We start from the raw sequence: 21,504 nt of genomic DNA on the forward strand, positions 1-21,504 counted from the left end.
CCACTGCCGCAGGCCCGGCCCCGGCTGCCCCTTCAGCCGCAACCCCGCGAACAACACCCCACCCGCCAGGAGGAAGCGCATCCCCGCCATCCGGAACGGCGGAAAACCCGTCAGCGCGAACCGCATCGCCAGGTAGGTGGACCCCCAGATGACGTAGAGCGCGAAAAGGCTGAACAGCAGGCGACCCCGGTGGGGCGCGGGCTCGGCTACGTCGGGGGTCACGGTCGCGGTCGTCACGGCGGCGGCCTTCTAACCCCCACCTCCCTCCCGTGCGATGTGCGCTTTGCCGTACCCGTGCCACGCAGGCAGTCGGACCAGCGCCCCGCCTGCCTGCCAGAGAGGCCCTCCCAATTGAATGCCTCGGGCGTCCCTTTTAGAATTCTACAGGAGGCATGAAGACCCGGAGGTCGGGTCGACAGCCACCGGAGCGTGAGCGGGAATGCCCGACGAATTGGGTGAGCGCGAGAAGGAAGTCCTCCGAGCCGTGGTGCAGGAGTACATCACCACCGGCGGCCCGGTCGGCAGCCAGCAGCTGACTCGCAGAGGCGAGTTCGAAGTGTCTTCCGCGACCATGCGCAACGTGCTCGCCGACCTGGAGGCCCTGGGCTTCCTGGAGAAGCCCCACACGTCCGCCGGCCGCGTGCCCACCGACCGGGGCTACCGCTTCTACGTGGACACCCTGGTGAAGCTGCGCGACCCCGCCCCCCGCGACCGCGAGCTCATCCACGCCGGGCTCGTCCACGAGTCCAGCCTGGACGAGGTGCTGTCGGAAGCCAGCCGCGTGCTGCACTCGCTCACGCGCCACGCGGGCGTCGTGCTCACCCCCCGCGTCGACGCCGCCGTGTTCCAACGCATCGAGTTCCTGCGCCTGCGCGAGAACCGCGTGCTCGCCGTGCTCGTGGGCCAGAACGGCCAGGTGCACAACAAGGCCCTCACCGTGGACTTCCCGGTGACGTCCGACGAGCTCATCAAGGCCAGCAACTACCTCTCCGAACTGCTGCACCAGGTGCCCCTGGAAGAGGCGCGCGAGCGCATCCGCGCGGAGATGGACCAGGAGCAGGCCCTCTACAACGCGCTCACCGCCAAGGCGCTCAAGCTGGGCGCCGCCGCCACCGACCTGCAGACGCCGGAGCGCGTGCTCATCGAAGGCACCGGCTCCTTCCTGGAGCAGCCGGAGTTCGCGGACGTGGAGCGCATCCGCGCGCTGTTCCGCGCCCTGGATGAGAAGCACAAGCTGCTGCACCTGCTGGACCGCGTGCAGCGCACCAAGGAGATGCACGTCTTCATCGGCGCGGAGAGCGAGTTCTCCGCCGCCGGCGACGTCACCGTCATCGCCAGCCCCTACGGCACGGCGGAGGCGGTGCTGGGCACTGTCGGCGTCATCGGGCCCACGCGCATGGACTACCGGCGCGTGATTCCCCTGGTGAACTTCACCGCCCAGGTGCTCTCCAGCGTGCTGGAGAAGGTGTAGCGCGAAGCCCCTACTGCGGCGCGGGCGCGTAGACGCGCAGCGCCGCGGGGGCGACCTCGAAGCGCATGGGCGTCATGCCCACGTTCTCTCCGTCCGCGTTCACCTCCATGGGCGGCTCCGTCTCCACGACGAGCCGCGAGGTGTGCAGGTGCACGACGGACTCGTGCTCCAGGTGCCCGCCGCTCCTCATGCCCAGCGCCACGCGCGCCAGCGTGGCCACGTCCTGCAGGTGGCCCAACCCCGTGCGCTCCCCGCCGTCCGCCATGGAGGGCGCGGTGATGGCGTAGACGTGGAAGCGGCGGTCGTCCAGCGTCGCGTCCGGCGCCACCATGTTGCCCGCGCCGTGGTAGCGGCCGTTGCCCACCACCAGTTGGAGCGCGTCCACCTCCAGCGTCCGGCCATCCGCCTGGAGCCGGACGTGGAAGGGCTGCAGCGTGCGCATCTCCGCGGCGGCGGCCATGGGATAGGCCAGCTTGCCGGCGCGCTGCTTCAACTCCTGCGTGAGCCGCTTCGCGATGGCGGTGGTGAGCCCCAGGCTGGCGGCGTTGAGGAAGGGCCGCCCGTTGATGAGCCCCACGTCCACGCGCGCCGTGTAGCCGCCAGCGATGACGTCACACGCGGCCTCCAGCGTGTCCGGGATGCCCAGCGAGCGGGCGAAGTCGTTGCCGGTGCCCAGCGGCACCACGCCCAGCGTCACGTCGCGCCCCATCAGGGCCTGCGCCGCGCAGCTGATGGTGCCGTCGCCTCCTCCCACGAGGATTCGGCGGGCCCCCTGGGCGATGGCCTCCTCCACCACCTTGCGCAGGCGCTTGGGCCGCGTCAGTGCGTGCGCGGCCATGAGCGGGATGTCGTGGGCGGCCAGCAGCGCTCGGGCGGTCTCGAAGGCGTCACGCCCCGAGCGCGAGCGCGTATTCACCACCAGGACCGCGGGCCCCTCGTCCACGTGACGAAGGCGCGGAGGCGCGTTGAGTGCGGGTTCCAGGGGAAACCTCGGCTTTGAATGCAGCGCCTCCAAGCTGCGCACGACCGTCTTCCGGCACCAGCGGGACCCGGGAGAAAAGGGCAGGGGCTCTGTCCATTCCCCACCGCGACTCTCGGAGAGCTTCCGCGGGTGGACATGGGTAGGGGGCTGGCGGGTTCCCTCCCTGGGTAGACGTGTTCACCTTCCAGGCGACGCGGACTCCGTGCCACGGACCCGCGCCGGGACGTTCTCCAGGAGGGTTTGAATGGCACGAGGAAGCAAGGACAAGTACTCGGCGAAGCAGAAGCGCATGGCCGCGCACATCGAGAAGGGCTACGAGGACAAGGGCGTCGGTGAGAAGACCGCGGAGGCCCGCGCGTACGCCACCGTGAACAAGCTCACCGGTGGCGGGATGAAGGGCGGCTCCGGCAGCAAGGCGAAGGCGGCCCGTCGGCGCCCCGCGGCCCGCAAGAACGCGCGCAAGGCAGGACGCGTGGGCGGCAAGCGCCGCGCCGCCACCGCGAAGAAGAGCGCCACCTCCAGCCGCAAGAAGGCCGCGCCCACCCGGGCCCGGCGCACCACCACCGGCCGCAAGGCCTCCTCGCGCACCGGCACCGCCGGCAAGCGCTCCACGGCCCGCAAGAGCACCGCGCGCCGGGGGACGGCTCGCAAGAGCACGGCGTCCCGTTCACGCGCGAAGCGGGGCGGTTCGCGCAAGTAGTCCCGAGGGGCTCCACCGGTGGCCACGCTTCCGTGGCCGCCGGGGACGCCTTCACCCTGTCACGGGCTTCAGCGCGACTCCTCGTCCTTGGAGGTGTCTCGCGACGCCGCGTCCCAGGGCCAGGCCTCCGGGTCCTCTTCCAGTCGGCGCAGCAGCTCCGCGGGGTCCTTCACCAGCGTGCGGCAGCCGGCCGTGCGCAGGTCCTCCGCGCGGAAGCCGCCGCACAGCACACCCACGGACGCCAGGTGCAGCTTGCCCGCGGCCAGCGCGTCGTAGGGCGTGTCGCCCACCACCACCACCGTGGCGGGGTCCGGCTTGCCCAGCTTCACGAGCGCCGCCTCGAAGATGTCCGGGTGCGGCTTGCTCTTGTCGACCTCGTCCTTGTTCGTCTTCGCCTCGAACAGGCCGTCGATGCCGCACAGCTCCACGTAGCGCTTGAGCTCGTCGTCCTTGGCGCTGGAGGCCAGGGCAATCTTGCGGCCGCGCTTGCGCAGCAGCTGGAACAGCTCCTTCACACGCGGGAAGGGGCGCACCTTGGGGAGGAACTCGCGCTTGAAGCGCGCGGAGCGGTCCTCCTCCAGGTCCTTTCCGAAGCGCTCCAGCTCCTCGTCGTTGAAGAAGACGGGCAACAGCTGGTCCGCGCCCTTGCCAATCTGGCTGCGCACGTGAGCGAACGGGATGTCTCGCCCGAACTCGATGAACGACCGGCGCCAGGCCTCGGCGTGCTCGTCCACCGAGTCGATCAGCGTTCCATCCACGTCGAAGATGACGTTCTCGACCATGCGCGGCAAACCTCCGCCGCCAAGGTGGCGATGGCCGGCGTGCTGGTCAACCGCCCGTGGGTGACTTCGGTCCACTCTCCTGCGCTTCGCTGTCCACGAGTGTCCGGGTCTGCACGCTGTATCCCTCCGGAGCGGCGGGGGTGAACGCGTCGTTGGGCAGCGGCGTCTTCAGGTCCACCTTCGACAGCACCGTCTCCCCCTGCTTCGCGTCCCCCAGCCAGCGCGTCAGCTTCCTGGGCACGCACAGGCCCAGGTCCGTGTCGCAGTGCTCCTCCTCCATCCGCACCTCCGCCCGGGTGCCGTCCGGCGCGCGCGTCTTCTTGGCCAGGAAGTCCAGCGAGGGCCAGCGCAGCACGTACGTCACCTCCACGCCGCCGCCCGCCTCGCCCTCCAGCGCCATGGTCAGCTCCACGGCCTCCTTCGCCTGGGGCCGGCTCGCGGTGCGCTTCGCCTTCGCGCTGCGCAGCAGCAGCGGCGCGCGGAAGCCGTCCGGCACGAAGGGGGTGAAGATTTCGGTGAGGAACGCGGACAGCTTCTCCGCGGAGACCTGGGACGTGAAGGTGGTGAACTGCTTCGTCGCCTCCACCTGCTCGTACAGGTGCTTGCCGTCCCACCACACCTGCCGGGCCTGGGGCGCGGACACGGTGCCGCGCATCTTCTGGGGCGCGCGGTACGCGAAGGTGAAGCCCGCGGAGGCGGTGTCCCCTTCCGTCTGGGTGCCCTCCAACTGGTAGGCCGTCAGCTTCGCGTCGCGCGCGGCCAGCTTCTCTCGCACCTGGGCCATCAACTCCGCGTCGTTCGCGCCTCCGGACGAGGACGAACGGCACGCGAGGAGGCCCACGAGGGGCACGAGGAGGAGGGCGCGCATGGGAAGGCTCGGGGGCTGGAAATGGAAAAGGCCCCGCTGTTCCCAGGGGGCCTTCGGACTGCCTCGGTGAGGAGGCAGCTTGGACTACTTCACCGCCACGCCGGTCGCGGAGGAGCTGGTGATGCCGATGATGGTGCCGAACAGGGCGAAGATGCCGTGACGGGGCGTGGTGGACGCCGACTTCAGGTCCACCTTGGAGGCGCCCATGGCCTTCGCCTCGGTGATGAGGAGCTTGTTCACCACGGTGTCCAGGTCGCTCTGAACGATGTCGATGATGTGGAAGATCGCGGTCAGGCCCAGCGAGCTGCCCTGGATGACGGCCACGGCCTCGCCGTTGGCGGCGATCTCGGAGCCGGAGACGATGGCGGACTCGACGCTCGTGCAGCCCACGAGGGAAGCGGCGGCGACGGCGGACAGGATGAACTTCTTCATGGTTATCTCCCCAACTGATGGTGGCTTGGATGGTGACGGAGCGGCCCGGACAGGCACTCCGCCGTTCAGTAAGACCTCAAGCGGCCGGGGTCGTAGCAGAAGGCTTTTTCAAGTCAAGGACCCGGGGCGGGTTATTCCGAGTTCTGTTGGACACTTCATCCGGCGGGCGGAGCGGGAGCGGTCGCCCCTCTCGCGGACGTGAGGCATCTTCGCGCATGCACCCGGTTTCCGTTCCACGTCCCGCCCCTGCCCGCGTCTGGCTGCACCTGCTGCTCTTCGTGGTGACGCTGGGGACGACGTTCCTCGCGTACCTGCTGCTCTTCGGCCGCTCGTTCCCGTTCAGTGGGGGCGGGCTGCTCGCGGAGGACCGGACCCAGGCGCTGTTCTTCAGCGGGTCGCTGCTGGCCATCCTGGGCTCGCACGAGATGGGGCACTACGTGCTCGCGCGGTGGCACAAGGTGGACACGTCGCTGCCGTACTTCATCCCGCTGCCGGTGCCGGGGAGCCTGGGCACGCTGGGCGCGGTCATCCGGCTGCGCGGGCGCATCCCCACACGCAACGCGCTGGTGGACATTGGCGCCGCGGGGCCGCTGGCGGGCCTGGTGGTGGCGCTGCCGCTGCTCTACTGGGGGCTGTTGCACTCCACGGTGGTGGACTCGCCGCCGGTGCCGTCCGCGTTCCCCGGCGAGTCGTCGCTGTGGGTGCTGGGGCAGGAGCTGCTGCGCTGGGTGATGGAGAAGGTGACGCAGGCGCCGCCCGCGATGGAGCCCGTCTACACGAGCCACCAGACGCACTTTGGCGACAACCTCCTCATGAAGGCGCTGACGTGGCTGGCGCTGGGCCCGCTGCCGGAGGGCAAGGACGTGGTGGTGCACCCGGTGGTGATGGCGGCGTGGTTCGGCCTGCTGGTGACGCTGCTCAACCTGCTGCCAGTGGGGCAGCTGGACGGCGGGCACCTGACGTTCGCGGCGCTGGGGCCCCGGGCCCGTCTGGTGGGCCGGGGCGTGGCGGTGGTGCTGCTCTTCCTCACCGTGTTCGTCACCGCGTCATGGGGCCTGTGGCTGGTGGTGGCGAGCAAGGTCGTGGGCTTCGGCCACCCGGAGGTGTTGCGGCCGGAGGAGCCCCTGAGCACTTCGCGCAAGGTCATCTGCGCGCTGTGCCTGTTGGCGCTGGTAGGGTGCGCGATGCCCATCCCGCTGCGAGAGGTGTGGTCATGAAGTACCAGTGCGAAAGCTGCGACCGACTGGTCAAGGTGGAGACCTACGTCCTCGAGGAGCACGCGCTGGCCGTGGCGTGCCCGGCGTGTGGTGCGTGGACTCGGGCGGCCCCTTCCCTCTCCAAGCCGGCATCCCCTCGGCCCGCGCCCACTCCTGCGCATGACGGCGTGGAGGACCTCGCGGTGGCGGCGCCCTACGCGGCCCCTCCGCCGTCACCTCTCGCTCGGCCCAGTGTCACCGCGCTGCGGGTGGTGCGTCCGGATGCTCCCGCCGCGGCCCCGCTCGCGCTGGACGGAGACCCCTTCCAGGCGCCTCCGGGCCACTGCCCCAAGTGTGTGGCGCCCATGCGCGACGACGCCGGGGCCTGCTCGGCGTGCGGACTGGTCTACGCCAACTTCATCCCGGACGAGCACCAGCCCTCCGAAGCCCTGGCCCAGGAGTGGCGCGAGCTGCTGGAGACCTGGCACGACTGGGACGCGCACGACCGCCTGCTTTCCCAGGTGATGATGCGGGGCGAGATGGCCATGGTGGGCCGGCTGTACCGCGTGCGGCTCGCCCGCGCGCCGAACGACGCCCAGGCGCTGCGCGGACGGGATGAAGTGGTCCGCCGGGTGACGACCACGACGCAGCTCATCTCCGACGGACCCTCACCGGCGCTGGGGCGCAAGATGAAGACCGCGGTGCTGAGCACCGTGCTGGTGGTGTCCCTGGTGCTGCTGCTGGTGCTCTTCCAGATGATGCGCGCGTCCTTCTAGGCGGCGGGTCCGGCGGAGCGCTGGCCGGCCCGCTTCCCGGGCGGGCGGGAGAAGGGGCTTCACGGCCGCGTCAGGGAACGCGCGGGGGACGCCGGGCGCTGTTATCCTGCGGGGCCGCTTCAAGTCCTCCTGCCCCCGAACCGCCGCATGTCCGCGCCCGCGACCCGTCCTCTCTCTGTCGACAGCCTGCTGGGGCCTGGTGGCGCGCTGGAAGAGGCGTTGCCCGCGTACGAGCACCGCCCGGAGCAGCTCCAGATGGCGCGCGCGGTGGAGCGGGCCTTCTCCGAGGGCAGTTATCTCTTGGCGGAGGCCGGCACCGGCACGGGCAAGACGCTGGCGTACCTGGTGCCCGCGCTCCTGGCGGGGCGCAAGGTGGTGGTGTCCACGGCCACGAAGACATTGCAGGACCAGGTGTTCTTCAAGGACCTGCCGCTGCTCAGTGAGAAGCTGGGCCTGCGCTTCGAGGCGGCGTACCTCAAGGGGCGCGGCAACTACCTGTGCCTGCACCGCTACGAGTCCTTCGAGAAGGACCCGCAGTTCGTCTCGCGCGAAGAGGCGAAGCAGTGGCCGCTGCTCAAGAAGTGGGTGACGCAGACGGAGACGGGGGACCGGGCGGAGCTGGATTTGCCGGAGTCCTTCGCCGCGTGGTCCCGGCTGTCCACCACGTCGGAGACGTGCCTGGGCTCGCGCTGCTCGCAGTACGACACGTGCTTCGTCACGCGGATGCGCAAGCGCGCGGAGGCCGCGGACCTGCTGGTGGTGAACCACCACCTGTTCTTCGCGGACCTGGCGCTGCGCAGCTCCGGCAAGCGCACGGAAGGGGTGCTGCCCTTCTACGACGCGGTCATCTTCGACGAGGCGCACGCGCTGGAGGACGCGGCCAGCGGCCACTTCGGGTGCAGCGTGTCCAACTACCGGCTGGAGGAGCTGTCGCGCGACGCGGTGGCGGCCCTGCAGGCGAAGGATGAGCGCCACGCGACGCTCTCCGCGCTGGCCCAGCGGGTGCGCTCGCACGCGGACGCGCTGTTCCTCCAGGCGCCGCGCGCGCTGGGGATGTCCAGCCAGGAGTCCACCGTGGCCTTGCGCCCGGAGACGATGGGCAAGCTGTCCGGCGCGCTGGAGCAGGTGCGGGAAGGCCTGGCCGCGCTGGCGTCCTTCGCGGGCAGCGAGCGCGAGCCGGAGCTGGCCGCCATCCACCGCCGCGCGGAGGAGATGGCGGAGCAGCTCAGCTTCCTGGAGAAGTCCGAGTCCGCGGACCACGTGTACTGGGCGGAGGCGCGCGGCAAGGGGCTGTTCCTGCGCGCGAGCCCCATCGACGTGGCGAAGGAGCTGCGCGACCGGCTCTACGGCGCGCTGGACACGGTGGTGTTCACCTCCGCGACGCTCGCGGCGGACAGCCGCTTCGACTTCTTCGCCAAGCGCATGGGCATGTACGACGACGAGGGCCAGCCCGTGACGCGCGTGCGCACGCTGGCGGTGCCCAGCCCGTTCGACTTCCCGCGCCAGTCCGCGCTGTACCTGCCCACGCACCTGCCGGACCCCAGCGCCCCGGGCTTCATCGAGGCGGCGGCGGAGGAGATCATCCAGCTGTGCGAAGTGACGGGCGGGCGCGCGTTCGTGCTCTTCACGTCCCTGCGCAACATGGTGCGCGCGTACGAGCTGACGGCGACGCGGCTGCCCTATCAGGCATTGCTCCAGGGGGAACGGCCCAAGCAGCAGCTGCTGGACGCGTTCCGCCAGACGCCCAGCGTGCTCTTCGCCGCGCACAGCTTCTGGGAGGGCGTGGACGTGCCCGGGGATGCGCTGAGCCTGGTCATCATCGACCGGCTCCCGTTCGCGTCTCCTGGAGACCCGCTGGTGGCCGCGCGCATCCGTCAGATTCAGGCGCGCGGGGAAGAACCGTTCGACCAGTACCAGCTGCCGCAGGCGGCGCTGGCGCTGCGGCAGGGCTTCGGGCGGCTCATCCGCACGCAGGCGGACCGGGGCATTGTCGCGATGCTGGACCGCCGCATCGTGACCAAGGGCTACGGCCGCGTGTTCCTCTCCAGCCTGCCGCCCGCGAAGCGGATGGAGGACACGACGGAGCTGAGCCGCTGGTTCAACGGCCCGGTGCGCCCGGTGCCGCCCGTGCGCTTGATTCGCTGAACACGTCGCGCAGGCGCAGGCCCACGCGTGCCTGGAAGGGCGGGGCCAGCGTGTCCACGCCCGCGCGGCCCGCGAGGTACTGGCGGTCGAAGAGGTTCTCCACCGCGCCGAAGGCGTCCACCTTCCAGAACAGGTGGCGGCTCACGAACAGGTCCACCACCGCCGCGCCGCCCATGCCGCGCGTGTTGAGGTCGTCCTCGTACTGCGGGCCGAACACACGCAGCTGCGCGGTGACGGAGACGATGCGCGGGTCGTCGAAGGTGACCGCGAGCGAGCCGCGATGCCTGGGGTCCTGCGGAAGCTGGCGACCCACGAGGTCGGGCTGACCGGGGGCGCGCGTGACGACGGGGTCCACGAAGGTATAGGCGGCGAGCGCGGTCCACTGCCGGGACATGCGCCAGTCCGCGCCCAGCTCCACGCCTCGCACGCGGGCCCGGCCCAGGTTCTGTCTCTGGCGCGTGGCTCCGTCCGGCAGGGGCGTGGCGAGGGTGACGTTGGTGACGGGCGCGTCCAGCACGTTCCAGAAGCCGGTGACGCGACCGGTGAGACCGCGCGGGCCGGTGGCCTCCACGCCTGCCTCGGTGCCCCAGAGGCGCTCGGCGCCCAGGTCCGGGTTCGCGGCGGTGAGGACGGTGCCCACCTGGAAGGGGCGATAGAGCTCGTTGAGGGTGGGGGCGCGGAAGGCGCGGTACGCGGAGGCGCGCAGGGTGAGCCACTCCAACGGGCGCACGCGCGCGGCCAGGCGCGGACTGAGCTGGCGCGCGGTGCGGGGCTCGAAGGCGGTGGCGGTGGTGGTGCCGTTCGCGAAGCTCTCCAGCTGGCTGCCGTCGAAGTTGCGCCATGTGTCCCAGCGCAGCGTGCCGGCGAACTCCATCGCGGGGGACACGGTGTAGAGGTCCTGCACGAAGACGCCGCCGGACAGCTGCGTGCCCCGCGTGTTGCGCGCGTAGAGCGTCGTGGCGGTGTAGCTGGCGGGGAAGAGCACCTCGTCGGCCCTGCCGTGGGAGCGGCGCACGTCCACGCCCGCTGCGAGCACGTGGGTTCCTCCCAGCGTCAGCTCTGGACCGGTCCAGACGAGCGAGCCGCCCTGGTCGTCCGCGGGCACGTCCTGGAGGGCGGAGCGGATCTCGAAGTTGCGGTCCGGTGCGACGCGCGCGCGGTCCTGGGCGAAGTGCTGGGTGCGGCCATGGAGGCCCAGCTCGAAGGCGCCGGCGTCCGTGCGGAGGCGGGCGTTCGCGGCGAACCACATGAGGTCCACGCTGGCGACGGTGTACTGGGTGCCACCGTTCTGCGTCTCGCGGAACACGCCCGCGCGGGCGGAGAGGGACAGGCGGTCGGTGGCCGCTGCTTCGACGCGAGCCTGGGCGCTGACGTGGTTGGAGGGCGTGTCTCCGTCGATGCGGCCGCGCTGGCCTTCGGGGACGATGCGGTAGCCGTTGCTGGTGAGGCCCTCGACCTCCAAGGAGGCGCCCACGCGGCCCCAACGGTCCGCGATGCGAGCGGCGGCGAAGCCGGTGCCCAGGTTGCCGGCGGACAGGTCGACGTCGAGCACCGGGCCGGTGATGGGCCGGGAGAACAGCTGCACCACTCCGCCCAGCGCGGCGCTGCCATAGAGCGCGGAGCCGCCGGTGGGGACGACCTCGACGCGGTCCAGGCCCAGGCGGGGCAGGGCGCGCCAGAAGACCCAGCCTCCGTAGGGGTCGTTGAAGGGAAGCCCGTCCAGCAGCACCAGCCCACGCGCCACGCCGGAGGGCGCGAGCCCGCGCAGGTTGAGCCCCTGCGCGGTGGGGTCCGCGACGAGCGACGGCGTGCGGCGGAACGTGGCCGCGGACGGCAGCGTGCGGATGAGCGCGTCCTGCGTGAGCGTGGGGCTGCGTTCCATCTCCTCGCGGGGAATCACCACCGTGGTGGCGGGCACGTCGCGCAGCGGCCGCGGCAGGCGCGTGGCGGTGACGACGGTGCGGGTGTCGCGAGGAGGCTCGGGCTGAGGCTCGGGCTCGGCAGGGGCCACGAGCGCGGCGGCCTCCGGCTCGCGGGCCGTGTCCGCGTCCACCGTCTGCGCGGTGGCCACGCCGGGCAACAGCAACGCCCATGCGAGGCGATGGGAGAGCGACGAGCGAGAGACGGCGCGAGGTCCAGGCATCGGGCCCGCTCTACTGGATGTCGTGCTCCCGGGCGAGCAATGGCGGGCTCCAGAAACACGAACGGCGGTGAAGCGCCCGGAGGGCCACTCCACCGCCGCCGTTCACGGCCGGAAGGCCGTGGGGAACAACTACGCCGCAGCCATGCCACCGCCGGAGGCGGCCGGGCCCTGGTACTGCGCGTCGCCGAAGCCGAGCATCGGGATGAAGATGAAGCCCAGGAACGCGATGCCAATGCCGAAGCCCGTGCTCTTGCCGAAGGACTTGGCCAAGTCGATGCTCATGATGATGCCCGCGATGAAGCCCGCGGGCGGGCACAGCAGGAACAGCGCCATCCACCAGATGGGGCGGCCCACGATGGTGAGCATGATGTAGAGGTTGTAGAAGGGAACGATCGCCGCCCAGCCGGGCTGCCCCGCCTTGACGAACATCTTCCACATGCCCGCGATCACCACGGCGATGACCGCGAGGTAGACGAGCGACATCACGATGGCGAACGGCCCGGAGGACTGGGACTGCTGCTGCTCCATCGCCTGCCGCATCATCTCTGCTTGTTCTTCGTTCATGAGCGACTTCCCCCTCGGAAGTGTAGGACCCACCTCCGTGGGCGGATCCAAGTTCACTCCCGAACAAAGGCGAAGTCGGGGGGAGAAAGCAAATTCCTTCCCCCGCCCGAGGGAGGCCGCTCAGGCCTTGAGCGTCTCCGGCACCTGCCAGTCCGGCTTCAGCCGCTGGATGACCTTCACGAAATTCTCCTTGTCCTGGGCTTTCTCCAGGGCGGCCTCGGGGAGGATGACGTCGTCCTTCACCAGCCGCTCCAGGTGCATGTCCAGGGTCTGCATGCCCTGGTTCTGGCCGGCCTGCATCTTGGAGGCGATCTGGAACACCTTGCCCTCGCGAATCATGGCGGCGATGGCGGCGCTGCCCACCAGGATTTCGAGCGCGGCGACGCGGCCCTTGCCGTCCGCGGTCTTGATGAGCTGCTGGGCGACAATGCCGGCCAGCGACTCCGCGAGCATGCCGCGCACCTGGCCCTGCTCGTCCGCGGGGAAGGAGTTGATGATGCGGTCGATGGTGGCGGGGGCGCTGTTGGTGTGCACCGTGGCGAAGACGAGCACGCCGAAGCTGGCCAACTGGAGCGCCAGCTTCATCGTCTCGTTGGTGCGGAGCTCGCCGATGAGGATGACGTTGGGGTCTTCACGGCCGGCGGAGCGGATGGCGGTGGCGAAGCTGGAGGCGTGCGGGCCCACCTCGCGGTGGGTGACCTGGGACTTGAGCGATTCGTGCACGAACTCCACCGGGTCCTCCACGGTGAGCACGTGCGCCGGGCGCGTCTTGTTGATGTGGTTGATCATCCCGGCGAGCGTCGTGGACTTGCCCGAGCCCGTGGGGCCCGTCACCAGCACCAGCCCGCTGCGGCGGTCCGCCATCTTGCGCACCACCTCCGGCGTCTTCAGGTCCTCCAGTGACAGCACCTTGCTGGGGATGGTGCGGAACACGGCGCCAATGCCAGTCATCCGGTAGAAGTAGTTGGCGCGGAAGCGGGCCTTGGTGCCGTAGCCGTAGGCGAAGTCCAGGTCCAGCTCCTCCGTTATCTGCCGCTTCTGTTCGGGCGAGCAGATCTCGAAGAGCAATGACTCCAGTTCTTCGGTGGTGAGGGCTTCTTCGCGCAGGGGCATGAGCTCGCCGCGGATGCGGCCCAGGGGCGGGTAGCCCACGCCCAGGTGCAGGTCGCTGCCCTTCTTGTCGAGCAGGATGTCGAACCAGGCGGCGATGCGAGGGGTGTCCGTCATGTCAGGCGCCCTTCTTGCCAAGCAGTGAGCCCACCTTGGACAGCATCCGCGCGCCCTCCTGGGCGGTGGCGGGCGGGGGCACGGTGGGAGCGGCGCCGGGCCGCTTGCCCGTCACCATGGCCTCGATTTCGTCCGGGTTCTCCGCGAAGCCCTTCACCGTCTCCAGCGTCGCCTTTCCGGAGCGGGCCAGGTCCGAGAGCGAGTCCTCGAAGCGGATGATGCCCAGCGACTTGCCGCGCTGCTGGAGGGAGGGGATTTGATACGTCTTGTTGTCGCGGATGAGGTTGCCCAGGGCCACGGAGCCGGTGAGCACCTCGGCGGCGGCGACCAGGGACTTGCCGTCCGTGCCAGGCATCAGCCGCTGGCTGACGATGAGGCGCAGGCCGCTGGAGAGCGACAGCCGCACCTGCTGCTGGTCCGCCGGCGGGAAGAGGTCGATGAGCCGGTCGATGGTCTTCGCCGCGCTGGGCGTGTTCATGGTGCTGATGAGCAGGTGGCCCGTTTCGCTGGCGGCGAGCGCCATGCGCACGGTCTCCGTGTCGCGCAGCTCGCCCACGACGATGACGTCCGGGTCCTCGCGGAGGCTGCCCTTGAGGGCGCTGGCGAAGGTGCGGGTGCTGGTGCCCACCTCGCGCTGGCTGATGAGGGCGCGCTTGCGCGGGTGCACGTACTCCACCGGATCCTCCACGGTGAGCACGTGGTGCGTCGTTTCACGGTTGATGATGTCCACCAGCGCCGCGAGCGTGCTCGTCTTGCCGTGGCCGGACGGACCGGTGAGCACGATGAGGCCCTGGTGGTGGTGCGTGGCCTTGGCGATGTCCGGGGGCAGGCCCAGCGACTCCAGGGTGGGGATTTCGCGGGGGATGACGCGGAAGGTGCCTTTGAGGCCCGTGCGCTGGCGGCACACGTTGACGCGGAAGCGGCCGGTTTCCTCGGAGTCCAGCGCGAAGTCCACGCTGCCGTCCTTCTCCAGCACGTGGCGCAGCCGCTCCGGGATGATGGGGAGCAGCAGCCGCTCCACCGTCTCCGGAGACAGCGGCGTGTCCTGCGGCAGCAGCTCCCCGGCCAGGCGCAGCAACGGAGGCCGTCCGGCCACCAGGTGCAGGTCGCTGGCGCTCATGCTGCGCGCCTGCTCCAGCAGCACGGTCAGGTCGCGGCCCGGAGCGGAGGTCGCGCGCGAGATGGGGATGACCCGCGCGGGGGGATTCGCGCTGGCGGTGGAGTGGGCCGCAGCGCCTGGATGGGACTGAGCGCCTGTATGGGCCGCAGCGCCCGCGTGGGCAGGAGCGCTCGCGTGTGAAGGGGCGCCCGCGTGTGAAGGGGCGCCCGCGTGGGAGGGCGCGCCTCCAGGAGCTCCGCGCGCGGCGGCTCCCGCACCCATTCCACCGGCCCGCGCGGCCGCGTCCACGGGCGCGGAGACCGCGGGCATTCCCGCGTAGGGCGTGCGCGTGGGGGCCTGGGCGGACACGGCCGGCATTCCCGCGTAGGGCGTCCGCGTGGGCGCGGCAGGCGCCGCCGGAGCCGCCGCGGTCGCTGGAGCCGCGGCGGCCGCAGCGCCTTCCGCGCTTCGCGTGAGGCGCACGTTCATCAGCTCGCCCCGGCGCACCGCGGCGATGTTGAGGGAACCCAGGCCGGTGGCGTTCACCGTCCATTGCACCGGCGTCTCCGACACAGAGGACGCGCGCGCCATGCCCACCATCGCCTGGAGGGCCTTCACGAGATCATCGGTGGAGAGGGCGCCTGGATCGACGGGCTCGTAGCCGTTGGCGCCGCGCACCATCGGAGGACGGCCACTGGCCAGGGCCAGCTCGGTGATTCCAGGACGCGAGAGATGACGCAGCAGTTCCGCGAGCGGTTTCATTCAGGGGGAAGCCCCACCGCTGCCGTGCGTCAGGCCCGGCGGGGTGGAAACTCCCGAAAGGATAGTCGACCGCCGCGCTCCAGGTCACCCTGGGGGCATGCCCCAAACGCACGACGGGAGCGGCCGTGCGAGGGCCCCTCCCGTCGGGTCCAACCGATTGCTGGGGTACCGCGGACTACAGGACTACAGCTCGCGCGACATCAGGAGCCGCAGCTTGCCGGACTTCTTGGAGACCACCGTGGCCACCGTGGTGAAGCCCGCCTTGCGGTAGAAGCCCACCGCGGGCGCGTTCGCAGGGTCCACGCGCAGGGCGATGGTCTTGCGGTACATGTCGCGCGCCGCGTCCAGCGCCTTGTCCAGCAGCATGGCGCCCAGGCCGTGGCGCCGCAGCTCCGGCTTCACCACGATGTTGCGCAGGTAGGCCGCGCCCGGCACCGGACCGTCGCGCTCCACCGTCACGTAGCCCACCACCTGGCTCTGGAGCCGCGCCACGTGGATGAAGGGCTTCAGCTGGGTGAGGGCCTTGAGGCTCTCCTCCTGCGACTCACCCCGCCCCTTCCAGGGCTCGGAGTTGGCGCGCAGGGCCGACACCGTCGTCAGATCCTCGTCGGTGGGCGGACCGAATTTGACCCCGGTCACCATTTCGTTGGGGAGCGTCGCTCCGTCCAGCACCGGCGTGGGGGCCGCCACCTCGACGCCAGGGTCCACCTGCTTCATCGTCATCGCCTTGCTCCTCCGTCGCGTCCGCGATCCTAACCGGTCCCCCCATACCCATGCACGCGATCATTCCGCGCGCATTGTCCTGTTTTCCGTGTGGGGAGACGTCCTCCTCCCAGGCGGGGAGCAGGAACTTGTCGAAACGCCGCCTGCGGGCGCGTCATTCCGGGAAGACATGTCCTGCTCCGCCGTCTGGACTGCGAGCGGCCTTCCGCGCGGGGCGTGAGGCCATTATAAAACCCCTGTCCGGGTCCCCCTCGGTCCGAGTTTAAGCCCCTTGCAACTCAACCACGCCCAGCGCGAGCTGACGCTCAAGATCGTCTATTACGGCCCCGGGTTGAGCGGGAAGACGACGAATTTGCGCAAGCTGCACGCGCGGGCGCGGCCGGACGTGCGAGGGCGCCTCCTGTCGGTGGATACCCACGACGACCGGACGCTCTTCTTCGACCTGCTGCCCGTCTTCTTCTCCACCTCCACGGGCTTCAAGGTGAAGGTGAAGCTCTTCACCGTGCCCGGTCAGGTCATCCACAACGCCACGCGGCGGGTGGTGCTGCAGGGCGCGGACGCGGTGGTCTTCATCGCGGACAGCCGGCGCGGGGCGGCGCAGGAGAACAACGCCTACTGGCGCAACCTGCAGGAGAACCTGCGGGAGATGGAGCTGGACCCCACGCAGGTGCCGGTGGTCATCCAGTTCAACAAGCGAGACCTGCCCGACAGCCTCACGGACGAGGAGCTGGCGGAGGTGCAGCGCCGGGGCAGCCAGCCGGTGGTGGGCTCCGTGGCCGTGCGAGGCGAGGGCGTGGTGGAGACCTTCCACGCCGTGGTGCAGACGGCCTGGCGCGCGCTGGAGGGCCGGGCGCAGCTGTCGCGCAACGTGGGCTTGAGCGAGGAAGAGTTCCTGGGGCAGATCTTCCGTCACATCGACCTGAGCGGCACGGCGCTGGAGGGGCGGTACGGCCCCGGCGCCATGCCTGGCGGCAGGGAGAGCGGGAGGGCGCCATGAACGGCGCGTCAGGCGGAGGATCCCGGAACACCGCGAGCGCGCCCCGGCGTGAGTCCGCGCTCCAGCGGCGGCTGTCGCTGGGGGACCTGCTGGACCTGCCGTCCTTCACGGAGGTGGTGAAGGGCTTCAGCGACCTGTACCGCGTGGGCATCAAGGTGCTGGACACGCGCGGCAACAAGCTGGCGGACGTGAAGGTGGGCCACGGCGACTTCTGCGCCTACGTCTTCTCCTTCCCGGACGGCCGCCACGCGTGCACCGCCATGGTGGGCCGGGTGAAGGACGGCCCCGTGCTGCCTGAGGCCGGCGGGCGCGTGGCGGACGGAGACGTCTCCGAGTCCGCGGGCCTCATCGCGCTCACCTGCTTCACCGGCCTGCGCTACGTGGTGATGCCGGTGCGCTGGGACGGCGACCTCCTGGGCCGGGTCATCCTGGGCCCCTTCACGCCGGAGGAGCTGACGGACTTCCCGGAGACGCTCACCAGCATCCACGGGCTGGACCTGGAGCGCGCGCAGGAGCTGCTGGGCCGCGTGCGCCGCGTGCCGGAGCGCACCGCCGCGCAGGTGCTGGGCCACTTCGGCCAGATGCTGGGCGCGCTCGTCGCCAGCGGCCAGAAGGCGTACCTGGCCACGCACCTGCACCTGGAATCCACGCTGGAGGTGCACCGCGAGCTGGAGGCGCAGAACGCGCGGCTGGTGCAGGCGAACGCGCGGCTGAAGGAGCTGGACCGGCTGAAGTCCACCTTCCTGGGCACGGTGAGCCACGAGCTGCGCACGCCGCTCGCGTCCATCCTGGGCTACTCGGAGATGATGGCGGAGGGGCTGGCGGGGCCACTCAACCCGGAGCAGCTCCAGTACGTGCGCACCATCGTGGAGAAGGGCGAGACGCTCCTCTCGATGATCTCCTCGCTGCTGGACCTGAGCCAGATTGAAGCCGGGCGTCTGCGCCTGTCCATGGCGCCGGTGGATCCTGGCTACGTCATCCAGACGGCGGTCTCCAGCGTGCTGCCGCAGGCGCAGCGCAAGGGCCTGGAGCTGGAGGTGCGGCTGCCGCACACGCCGCAGCCCCGGCTGGCGGGGGATTTGGACAAGCTGCGCCAGGTGGTGGTGAACCTGCTGGCCAACGCGGTGAAGTTCACGCCCGCGGGCGGCCGGGTGAAGGTGACGCTGTCGGACTCGGCGATGCAGCAGGAGCTGGGCGTGCCCGGCTACCGCATCAGCGTGGAGGACACCGGCGTGGGCATCCGCGCCGAGGAGTTCGAGCGCATCTTCCAGAGCTTCTACCAGGTGGATGGCAGCTCCACGCGCGAGTTCGGCGGCGCGGGACTGGGCCTGGCCATCGTGAAGAGCCTGGTGGAGGGCCACGGCGGCCGGGTGCGCGTGGAGAGCGAGTTCGGCCACGGCTCGCGCTTCATCGTCCAACTGCCCCTGCACCCGCCCATGCAGGAGCGCGGCTTGACGGCCGCGCCTCCCATGCCGGAGCCGGACCGCTTCTAAAGGCAGACAGCAGCATGCCGCGGCGCGCCAGTTACGGTGCAGGCGGATGGCTGGATTCATGTCCGGAATTTAGAGTTTATACGGCTTAAGCTTGATTTAGGCTCAAAGCTGTATAGTCTGTTTTCTGTAGTTCCCAATCCCCCTGACATTGGAGTTGCCCATGAAGACGTTCTCGATCCGCGCGTTCGGCGTGGCTGCGTTCGCTATTGCCGGTCTGACGGTGGGCTGTGGTGGCGCGCCGGAGGACATGGAGGCGCAGCAGCAGGATGGCACGCAGGTGAACGCGCCTGCCCAGGAGGAGAACAACGACCGCCCGGTGCACGCGAAGTACTTCCGCTGGGTGTGCAACGCGAACACCGTGGGCCTGCGCACCTCGCCGGGCGGCGCCGTGTACGCGCAGATCAACTACGGCGAGGGCGTGGAGGTGTACAGCCGCGACGGCAACTGGATGTACGTGCAGCGCCTGTCCACCGGCCAGTGGGGCTGGACGGACGCGACCTACTTCTGCGTCTGAGCCCGCTTCGTTAGTCCGCGTGGGGCTGTTCGGAGGCGTGGGGCTTGAACAGCTCCGCGCCTCCGGCGTCCGCCGGAAGGAACGTGGGCAGCCGCGTCTGCACGAACGCGCCCACGAGCCCCAGCAGCATCACCACGCCCAGCGCGCGGCCCAGCCGCAGCGTGAGCGACCGCTGTTCCGACACGCGCGCCACGAGGATGAAGTTGATGGCGGCGCTGGCGAGCGACGCGATGATGGCGCCCACTCCTGCCGTCGTGGGGGAGATGATGCCGTTGGCGCACAGCGACGCGGCGGACGCCACCGCGGACGCGCTGGACACCAGTCCGCCCACGGCGCTCACCGCGTAGAAGCCCCAGCGGCCCAGCAGCGTCTGGCCCACGGTGCCCACCACCTGGAGCGCCAGGAAGATGAGGCCGAACTTCAGCGCGGACGGCAGGGAGAAGGGCGACTTCAGGGGCAGGGCGGGAGGCTCGGCGCCGGGCGTGGCCTCCGCGCGCGAGCGCACCAGCGCCAGTCCCGTGCTGGACAGGAGGATGAGGACCAGCGGGATGGCGGAGTCCACCAGCGCGCGGAATGAAAGCAGCCCCAACAGCACGGCGTTGCGCAGCGCCATGGCGGCGGTGGCCAGCATCACGCCCCGGTAGGCCACGTCGAGCAGGCGTCCGGAGGTCTCGCGCACGCGGTTGGCCAGCTCCGCCACGGTGACGGTGCTGTTGACGAGCCCGCCCAGGAACCCCGTCACCTCCACGCCGTGCGTGCCGAACATCTTCCACAGCATGTAGTTCACGAAGCCGATGGCCGCGATGAGGATGACGGTCACCCACGCGGCGCGCGGCTCGATGAGGCCCCACGGGTCCACCGGCTGCGAGGGCAGCACCGGGTAGATGGCGAAGGCGAGGATGGCCAGCAGGATGGCGCTGCGAAGCTCCTCGGCGGTGATTTTGTGGCTGAAGGTGGCCATCCGCTCCTTCCACGCGAGCAGGCCCGCCGTCGTCACTCCCACCGCCGCGGGAGTCACCGTATGGCCCAGGCCGCACAGCACGCCGGTGAAGCCGGTGACGAGCAGCGCGGCGGACGTGGTCAGCTCCGCGCCGCCGTTGGCGCGCAGGGACTGCCAGTTGAGGAAGCACAGCAGCACGCCCAGCAGCGCGAGGCTGAGCAGCGCGAAGTTCGGGCCCAGGAGGCCGCCCATGCCGCCCAGCAGCGCCGCGAAGCCGAACGTGCGCAGGCCGGCCTCCTTGCCGCGCCACTCGCGCTCCAGCCCGACGAACAGGCCCACCGCGAGCGCGAGCGTCAGCCGCATCAACGTCTGCAGCGGTGGCCAGGAGACGACGGGGGGAAGACCTTCCATCATGCGAAAACCTCTCTCGGACCGTCATGCTCGCGTGTCGGGCCGACGTCAACGCCGCACCCCGTCACGCGAAAGGGCCCCGCGTCAGGTGAGGGCGCGAGGGCCTTCGGGGGCGGGGCCGCCGCTGACGACGTGCAGCCGCTCCCAGCCTTGTCGCGCCAGGAGCTGATGCAGCCTCGGCCGCAGCGCAGCCTGGAGCGCCTTTGCTCCAGCCTCGTCCTTCAACGACAGCGCGGGCAATGACCAGCGCTCGCGCACGCGCGCGTCCATGCCCGGGGCATGGTCCGCGACGTCGATGAGAACGTAGTGCGACGCGGGCACGTTCCGGTCCCGCAGGGGCGCTGCGCGCAGGTTTGCCTCCCGCATCAGCACCTCCACGGCGGGCGGTGGCCCATCATCCAGGCCCGAGCCCGGCGGCGGCGACACCACCGCTCGCGCCCGGTCCGGGTGCGCCAGCGAGTTGAAGAGGGCGGCGGCCAGGTGCGCCGGTCCTGCTTCCGCGCACTCGAAGACGACGGTCTCCACTGCCGCCGCGGCGGCGGGTTTCGGCGTGCCGCCCAGCAGCCACCGGAAGAGGAACACCGCCAGCGCCGCGCCCAACAGCTGGGCCGCGACGAAGGACTCCACCTCCCACGGACTCATCACGCCCACGTGGGCGCTGGCCGCGCGCGCCAGCACCAACGCCGGGTTCGCCAGCGAGCGCGAGTCCGTGAACCACACCGTCGCCGCCACGTACCCCGCGATGGCCAGCGGCGTCGCGGACGGGCGCGTCCGCACGCAGCCTCGCACCACCACCAGCAGCCCGAACGTGGCCACCATCTCCGTGAGGAACCGCGCCCCGTCCGCCGCGGGCATCCTCGCGGTGAGCAGCAGCGGCTCATTGCACATGCGGTGCGCCACGAGCCTGCCCACCAGGCTGCCGGACAGCTGCGCCAGCGCGTACAGCGGCACCTCGCGCCAGGGCGTGCGGTCCCCCAGCGCGTCCGCGAAGGTGAGCGCCGGATTCAAATGCGCGCCCGACAGCGGACGCAGCACCCACAAGAGGCACGCCAGCACCGCGCCGCAGGACAGGGACATGAAGAGGCGTCCCTCGGTGGCGCTCGCGCCCAGGTGCTCCGCGACGTGGTGCGACCCCTCCAGCGCCACCACCACCAGCCCGCAGCCCAGCGCTTCGGTCACCAGCCGGCGGCGCAAATCCATGGGTGTGGCGGAAGAGGGCACTCCCTGTCCTATGCCTGGGCGGTCCGACACCGTCAACGCCACGCGCTCCCATCCCGCC

General features: G+C 70.6%; 20 protein-coding genes. 8 read left to right on the forward strand and 12 right to left on the reverse strand.

Annotated elements, in window-relative coordinates; translation table 11 throughout:
- Window positions 1-237 (reverse strand): EamA family transporter (locus D7X99_RS37330; protein WP_147476381.1); only part of this gene is annotated, 237 nt, incomplete at its 3' end.
- A gap of 202 nt (window positions 238-439) precedes the next feature.
- Between D7X99_RS37330 and hrcA the strand changes: the two genes are divergently transcribed.
- The gene (hrcA, locus tag D7X99_RS37335; RefSeq protein ID WP_120579098.1) at window positions 440-1,471 is read left to right on the forward strand and encodes a heat-inducible transcriptional repressor HrcA; all 1,032 of its coding nucleotides are present in this window, start codon (window positions 440-442) and stop codon (window positions 1,469-1,471) included.
- A gap of 10 nt (window positions 1,472-1,481) precedes the next feature.
- On the opposite strand, the gene D7X99_RS37340 is transcribed toward hrcA, so the two are convergent.
- Window positions 1,482-2,495, reverse strand: coding sequence for a lipid kinase (locus D7X99_RS37340; RefSeq protein WP_233614009.1), 1,014 nt, complete (start codon window positions 2,493-2,495; stop codon window positions 1,482-1,484).
- Between the two features lie 202 nt (window positions 2,496-2,697).
- Here D7X99_RS37340 and D7X99_RS37345 point away from each other — a divergent pair, with 202 nt between their 5' ends.
- A complete protein-coding gene (locus D7X99_RS37345) occupies window positions 2,698-3,153 on the forward strand; it encodes a transcriptional regulator (RefSeq protein WP_121781924.1) in 456 nt (151 codons plus the stop codon).
- A gap of 68 nt (window positions 3,154-3,221) precedes the next feature.
- Here D7X99_RS37345 and D7X99_RS37350 read toward each other — a convergent pair whose 3' ends face one another.
- The 3 genes from D7X99_RS37350 to D7X99_RS37360 form a co-directional block, all read right to left on the reverse strand.
- On the reverse strand, window positions 3,222-3,935 hold the full coding sequence (locus D7X99_RS37350) for an HAD family hydrolase (protein WP_121781925.1): 714 nt from the start codon (window positions 3,933-3,935) through the stop codon (window positions 3,222-3,224).
- Window positions 3,936-3,981: 46 nt separating this feature from the next.
- On the reverse strand, window positions 3,982-4,803 hold the full coding sequence (locus D7X99_RS37355) for a hypothetical protein (RefSeq protein WP_121781926.1): 822 nt from the start codon (window positions 4,801-4,803) through the stop codon (window positions 3,982-3,984).
- 84 nt (window positions 4,804-4,887) lie between these two features.
- The gene (locus D7X99_RS37360; protein ID WP_120579094.1) at window positions 4,888-5,235 is read right to left on the reverse strand and encodes a hypothetical protein; all 348 of its coding nucleotides are present in this window, start codon (window positions 5,233-5,235) and stop codon (window positions 4,888-4,890) included.
- A gap of 215 nt (window positions 5,236-5,450) precedes the next feature.
- On the opposite strand from D7X99_RS37360, the gene D7X99_RS37365 reads away from it, so the two are divergent.
- The 3 genes from D7X99_RS37365 (at window position 5,451) to D7X99_RS37375 (ending at window position 9,352) form a co-directional block, all read left to right on the forward strand.
- Complete coding sequence (locus D7X99_RS37365) at window positions 5,451-6,452, forward strand: site-2 protease family protein (protein ID WP_121781927.1); 1,002 nt, start codon at window positions 5,451-5,453, stop codon at window positions 6,450-6,452.
- Window positions 6,449-7,207 (forward strand): hypothetical protein, encoded by a 759-nt coding sequence (locus D7X99_RS37370; protein WP_121781928.1) that lies wholly within the window; start codon window positions 6,449-6,451, stop codon window positions 7,205-7,207. The genes D7X99_RS37365 and D7X99_RS37370 overlap by 4 nt, the downstream gene beginning before the upstream one ends.
- Before the next feature lie 147 nt (window positions 7,208-7,354).
- The gene (locus D7X99_RS37375) at window positions 7,355-9,352 is read left to right on the forward strand and encodes an ATP-dependent DNA helicase (protein WP_121755111.1); all 1,998 of its coding nucleotides are present in this window, start codon (window positions 7,355-7,357) and stop codon (window positions 9,350-9,352) included.
- On the opposite strand, the gene D7X99_RS37380 is transcribed toward D7X99_RS37375, so the two are convergent.
- From D7X99_RS37380 to D7X99_RS37400, 5 genes are all read right to left on the reverse strand, one after another.
- The gene (locus D7X99_RS37380) at window positions 9,306-11,495 is read right to left on the reverse strand and encodes a TonB-dependent receptor (protein WP_121781929.1); all 2,190 of its coding nucleotides are present in this window, start codon (window positions 11,493-11,495) and stop codon (window positions 9,306-9,308) included. The two genes, D7X99_RS37375 and D7X99_RS37380, sit on opposite strands and share 47 nt — an antisense overlap.
- A gap of 129 nt (window positions 11,496-11,624) precedes the next feature.
- Complete coding sequence (locus D7X99_RS37385; protein WP_199753704.1) at window positions 11,625-12,059, reverse strand: DUF5684 domain-containing protein; 435 nt, start codon at window positions 12,057-12,059, stop codon at window positions 11,625-11,627.
- A 120-nt stretch (window positions 12,060-12,179) separates the two neighbouring features.
- Window positions 12,180-13,286, reverse strand: coding sequence for a type IV pilus twitching motility protein PilT (locus D7X99_RS37390; RefSeq protein ID WP_121781930.1), 1,107 nt, complete (start codon window positions 13,284-13,286; stop codon window positions 12,180-12,182).
- Window position 13,287: 1 nt separating this feature from the next.
- On the reverse strand, window positions 13,288-15,147 hold the full coding sequence (locus tag D7X99_RS37395) for a type IV pilus twitching motility protein PilT (protein ID WP_233614010.1): 1,860 nt from the start codon (window positions 15,145-15,147) through the stop codon (window positions 13,288-13,290).
- A gap of 183 nt (window positions 15,148-15,330) precedes the next feature.
- Window positions 15,331-15,870, reverse strand: coding sequence for an N-acetyltransferase (locus tag D7X99_RS37400; protein ID WP_120579087.1), 540 nt, complete (start codon window positions 15,868-15,870; stop codon window positions 15,331-15,333).
- A 271-nt stretch (window positions 15,871-16,141) separates the two neighbouring features.
- Here D7X99_RS37400 and D7X99_RS37405 point away from each other — a divergent pair, with 271 nt between their 5' ends.
- The 3 genes from D7X99_RS37405 to D7X99_RS37415 all read left to right on the forward strand — a co-directional run bounded on the left by D7X99_RS37405 (window position 16,142) and on the right by D7X99_RS37415 (window position 18,874).
- Window positions 16,142-16,867, forward strand: a complete 726-nt coding sequence (locus D7X99_RS37405; protein ID WP_120561098.1) for an ATP/GTP-binding protein — start codon at window positions 16,142-16,144, stop codon at window positions 16,865-16,867.
- Complete coding sequence (locus D7X99_RS37410; RefSeq protein ID WP_121781931.1) at window positions 16,864-18,360, forward strand: ATP-binding protein; 1,497 nt, start codon at window positions 16,864-16,866, stop codon at window positions 18,358-18,360. Before D7X99_RS37405 ends, D7X99_RS37410 begins: the two co-directional genes overlap by 4 nt.
- Before the next feature lie 160 nt (window positions 18,361-18,520).
- Window positions 18,521-18,874, forward strand: a complete 354-nt coding sequence (locus D7X99_RS37415) for an SH3 domain-containing protein (RefSeq protein ID WP_120597372.1) — start codon at window positions 18,521-18,523, stop codon at window positions 18,872-18,874.
- 10 nt (window positions 18,875-18,884) lie between these two features.
- On the opposite strand, the gene D7X99_RS37420 is transcribed toward D7X99_RS37415, so the two are convergent.
- Window positions 18,885-20,228: an MgtC/SapB family protein gene (locus D7X99_RS37420; protein ID WP_121781932.1), complete on the reverse strand. Its 1,344-nt coding sequence runs from the start codon at window positions 20,226-20,228 to the stop codon at window positions 18,885-18,887.
- A gap of 81 nt (window positions 20,229-20,309) precedes the next feature.
- The gene (locus D7X99_RS37425; RefSeq protein ID WP_121781933.1) at window positions 20,310-21,425 is read right to left on the reverse strand and encodes an aquaporin; all 1,116 of its coding nucleotides are present in this window, start codon (window positions 21,423-21,425) and stop codon (window positions 20,310-20,312) included.
- Between the last annotated feature and the right edge of the window lie 79 nt (window positions 21,426-21,504).

It is taken from the genome of Corallococcus sp. AB032C, from assembly GCF_003668935.1.
GTDB classification, from domain to species: domain Bacteria; phylum Myxococcota; class Myxococcia; order Myxococcales; family Myxococcaceae; genus Corallococcus; species Corallococcus exiguus.

Bases quoted from the DNA above. Each gene is read 5' to 3' on its own strand.
- hrcA (WP_120579098.1), top strand. From the start codon at position 440: ATGCCCGACGAATTGGGTGAGCGCGAGAAGGAAGTCCTCCGAGCCGTG.
- D7X99_RS37345 (WP_121781924.1), top strand. From the start codon at position 2,698: ATGGCACGAGGAAGCAAGGACAAGTACTCGGCGAAGCAGAAGCGCATG.
- D7X99_RS37350 (WP_121781925.1), bottom strand. From the start codon at position 3,935: ATGGTCGAGAACGTCATCTTCGACGTGGATGGAACGCTGATCGACTCG.
- D7X99_RS37355 (WP_121781926.1), bottom strand. From the start codon at position 4,803: ATGCGCGCCCTCCTCCTCGTGCCCCTCGTGGGCCTCCTCGCGTGCCGT.
- D7X99_RS37360 (WP_120579094.1), bottom strand. From the start codon at position 5,235: ATGAAGAAGTTCATCCTGTCCGCCGTCGCCGCCGCTTCCCTCGTGGGC.
- D7X99_RS37365 (WP_121781927.1), top strand. From the start codon at position 5,451: ATGCACCCGGTTTCCGTTCCACGTCCCGCCCCTGCCCGCGTCTGGCTG.
- D7X99_RS37370 (WP_121781928.1), top strand. From the start codon at position 6,449: ATGAAGTACCAGTGCGAAAGCTGCGACCGACTGGTCAAGGTGGAGACC.
- D7X99_RS37375 (WP_121755111.1), top strand. From the start codon at position 7,355: ATGTCCGCGCCCGCGACCCGTCCTCTCTCTGTCGACAGCCTGCTGGGG.
- D7X99_RS37380 (WP_121781929.1), bottom strand. From the start codon at position 11,495: ATGCCTGGACCTCGCGCCGTCTCTCGCTCGTCGCTCTCCCATCGCCTC.
- D7X99_RS37385 (WP_199753704.1), bottom strand. From the start codon at position 12,059: ATGAACGAAGAACAAGCAGAGATGATGCGGCAGGCGATGGAGCAGCAG.
- D7X99_RS37390 (WP_121781930.1), bottom strand. From the start codon at position 13,286: ATGACGGACACCCCTCGCATCGCCGCCTGGTTCGACATCCTGCTCGAC.
- D7X99_RS37395 (WP_233614010.1), bottom strand. From the start codon at position 15,147: ATGAAACCGCTCGCGGAACTGCTGCGTCATCTCTCGCGTCCTGGAATC.
- D7X99_RS37400 (WP_120579087.1), bottom strand. From the start codon at position 15,870: ATGACGATGAAGCAGGTGGACCCTGGCGTCGAGGTGGCGGCCCCCACG.
- D7X99_RS37410 (WP_121781931.1), top strand. From the start codon at position 16,864: ATGAACGGCGCGTCAGGCGGAGGATCCCGGAACACCGCGAGCGCGCCC.
- D7X99_RS37415 (WP_120597372.1), top strand. From the start codon at position 18,521: ATGAAGACGTTCTCGATCCGCGCGTTCGGCGTGGCTGCGTTCGCTATT.
- D7X99_RS37420 (WP_121781932.1), bottom strand. From the start codon at position 20,228: ATGATGGAAGGTCTTCCCCCCGTCGTCTCCTGGCCACCGCTGCAGACG.
- D7X99_RS37425 (WP_121781933.1), bottom strand. From the start codon at position 21,425: ATGGATTTGCGCCGCCGGCTGGTGACCGAAGCGCTGGGCTGCGGGCTG.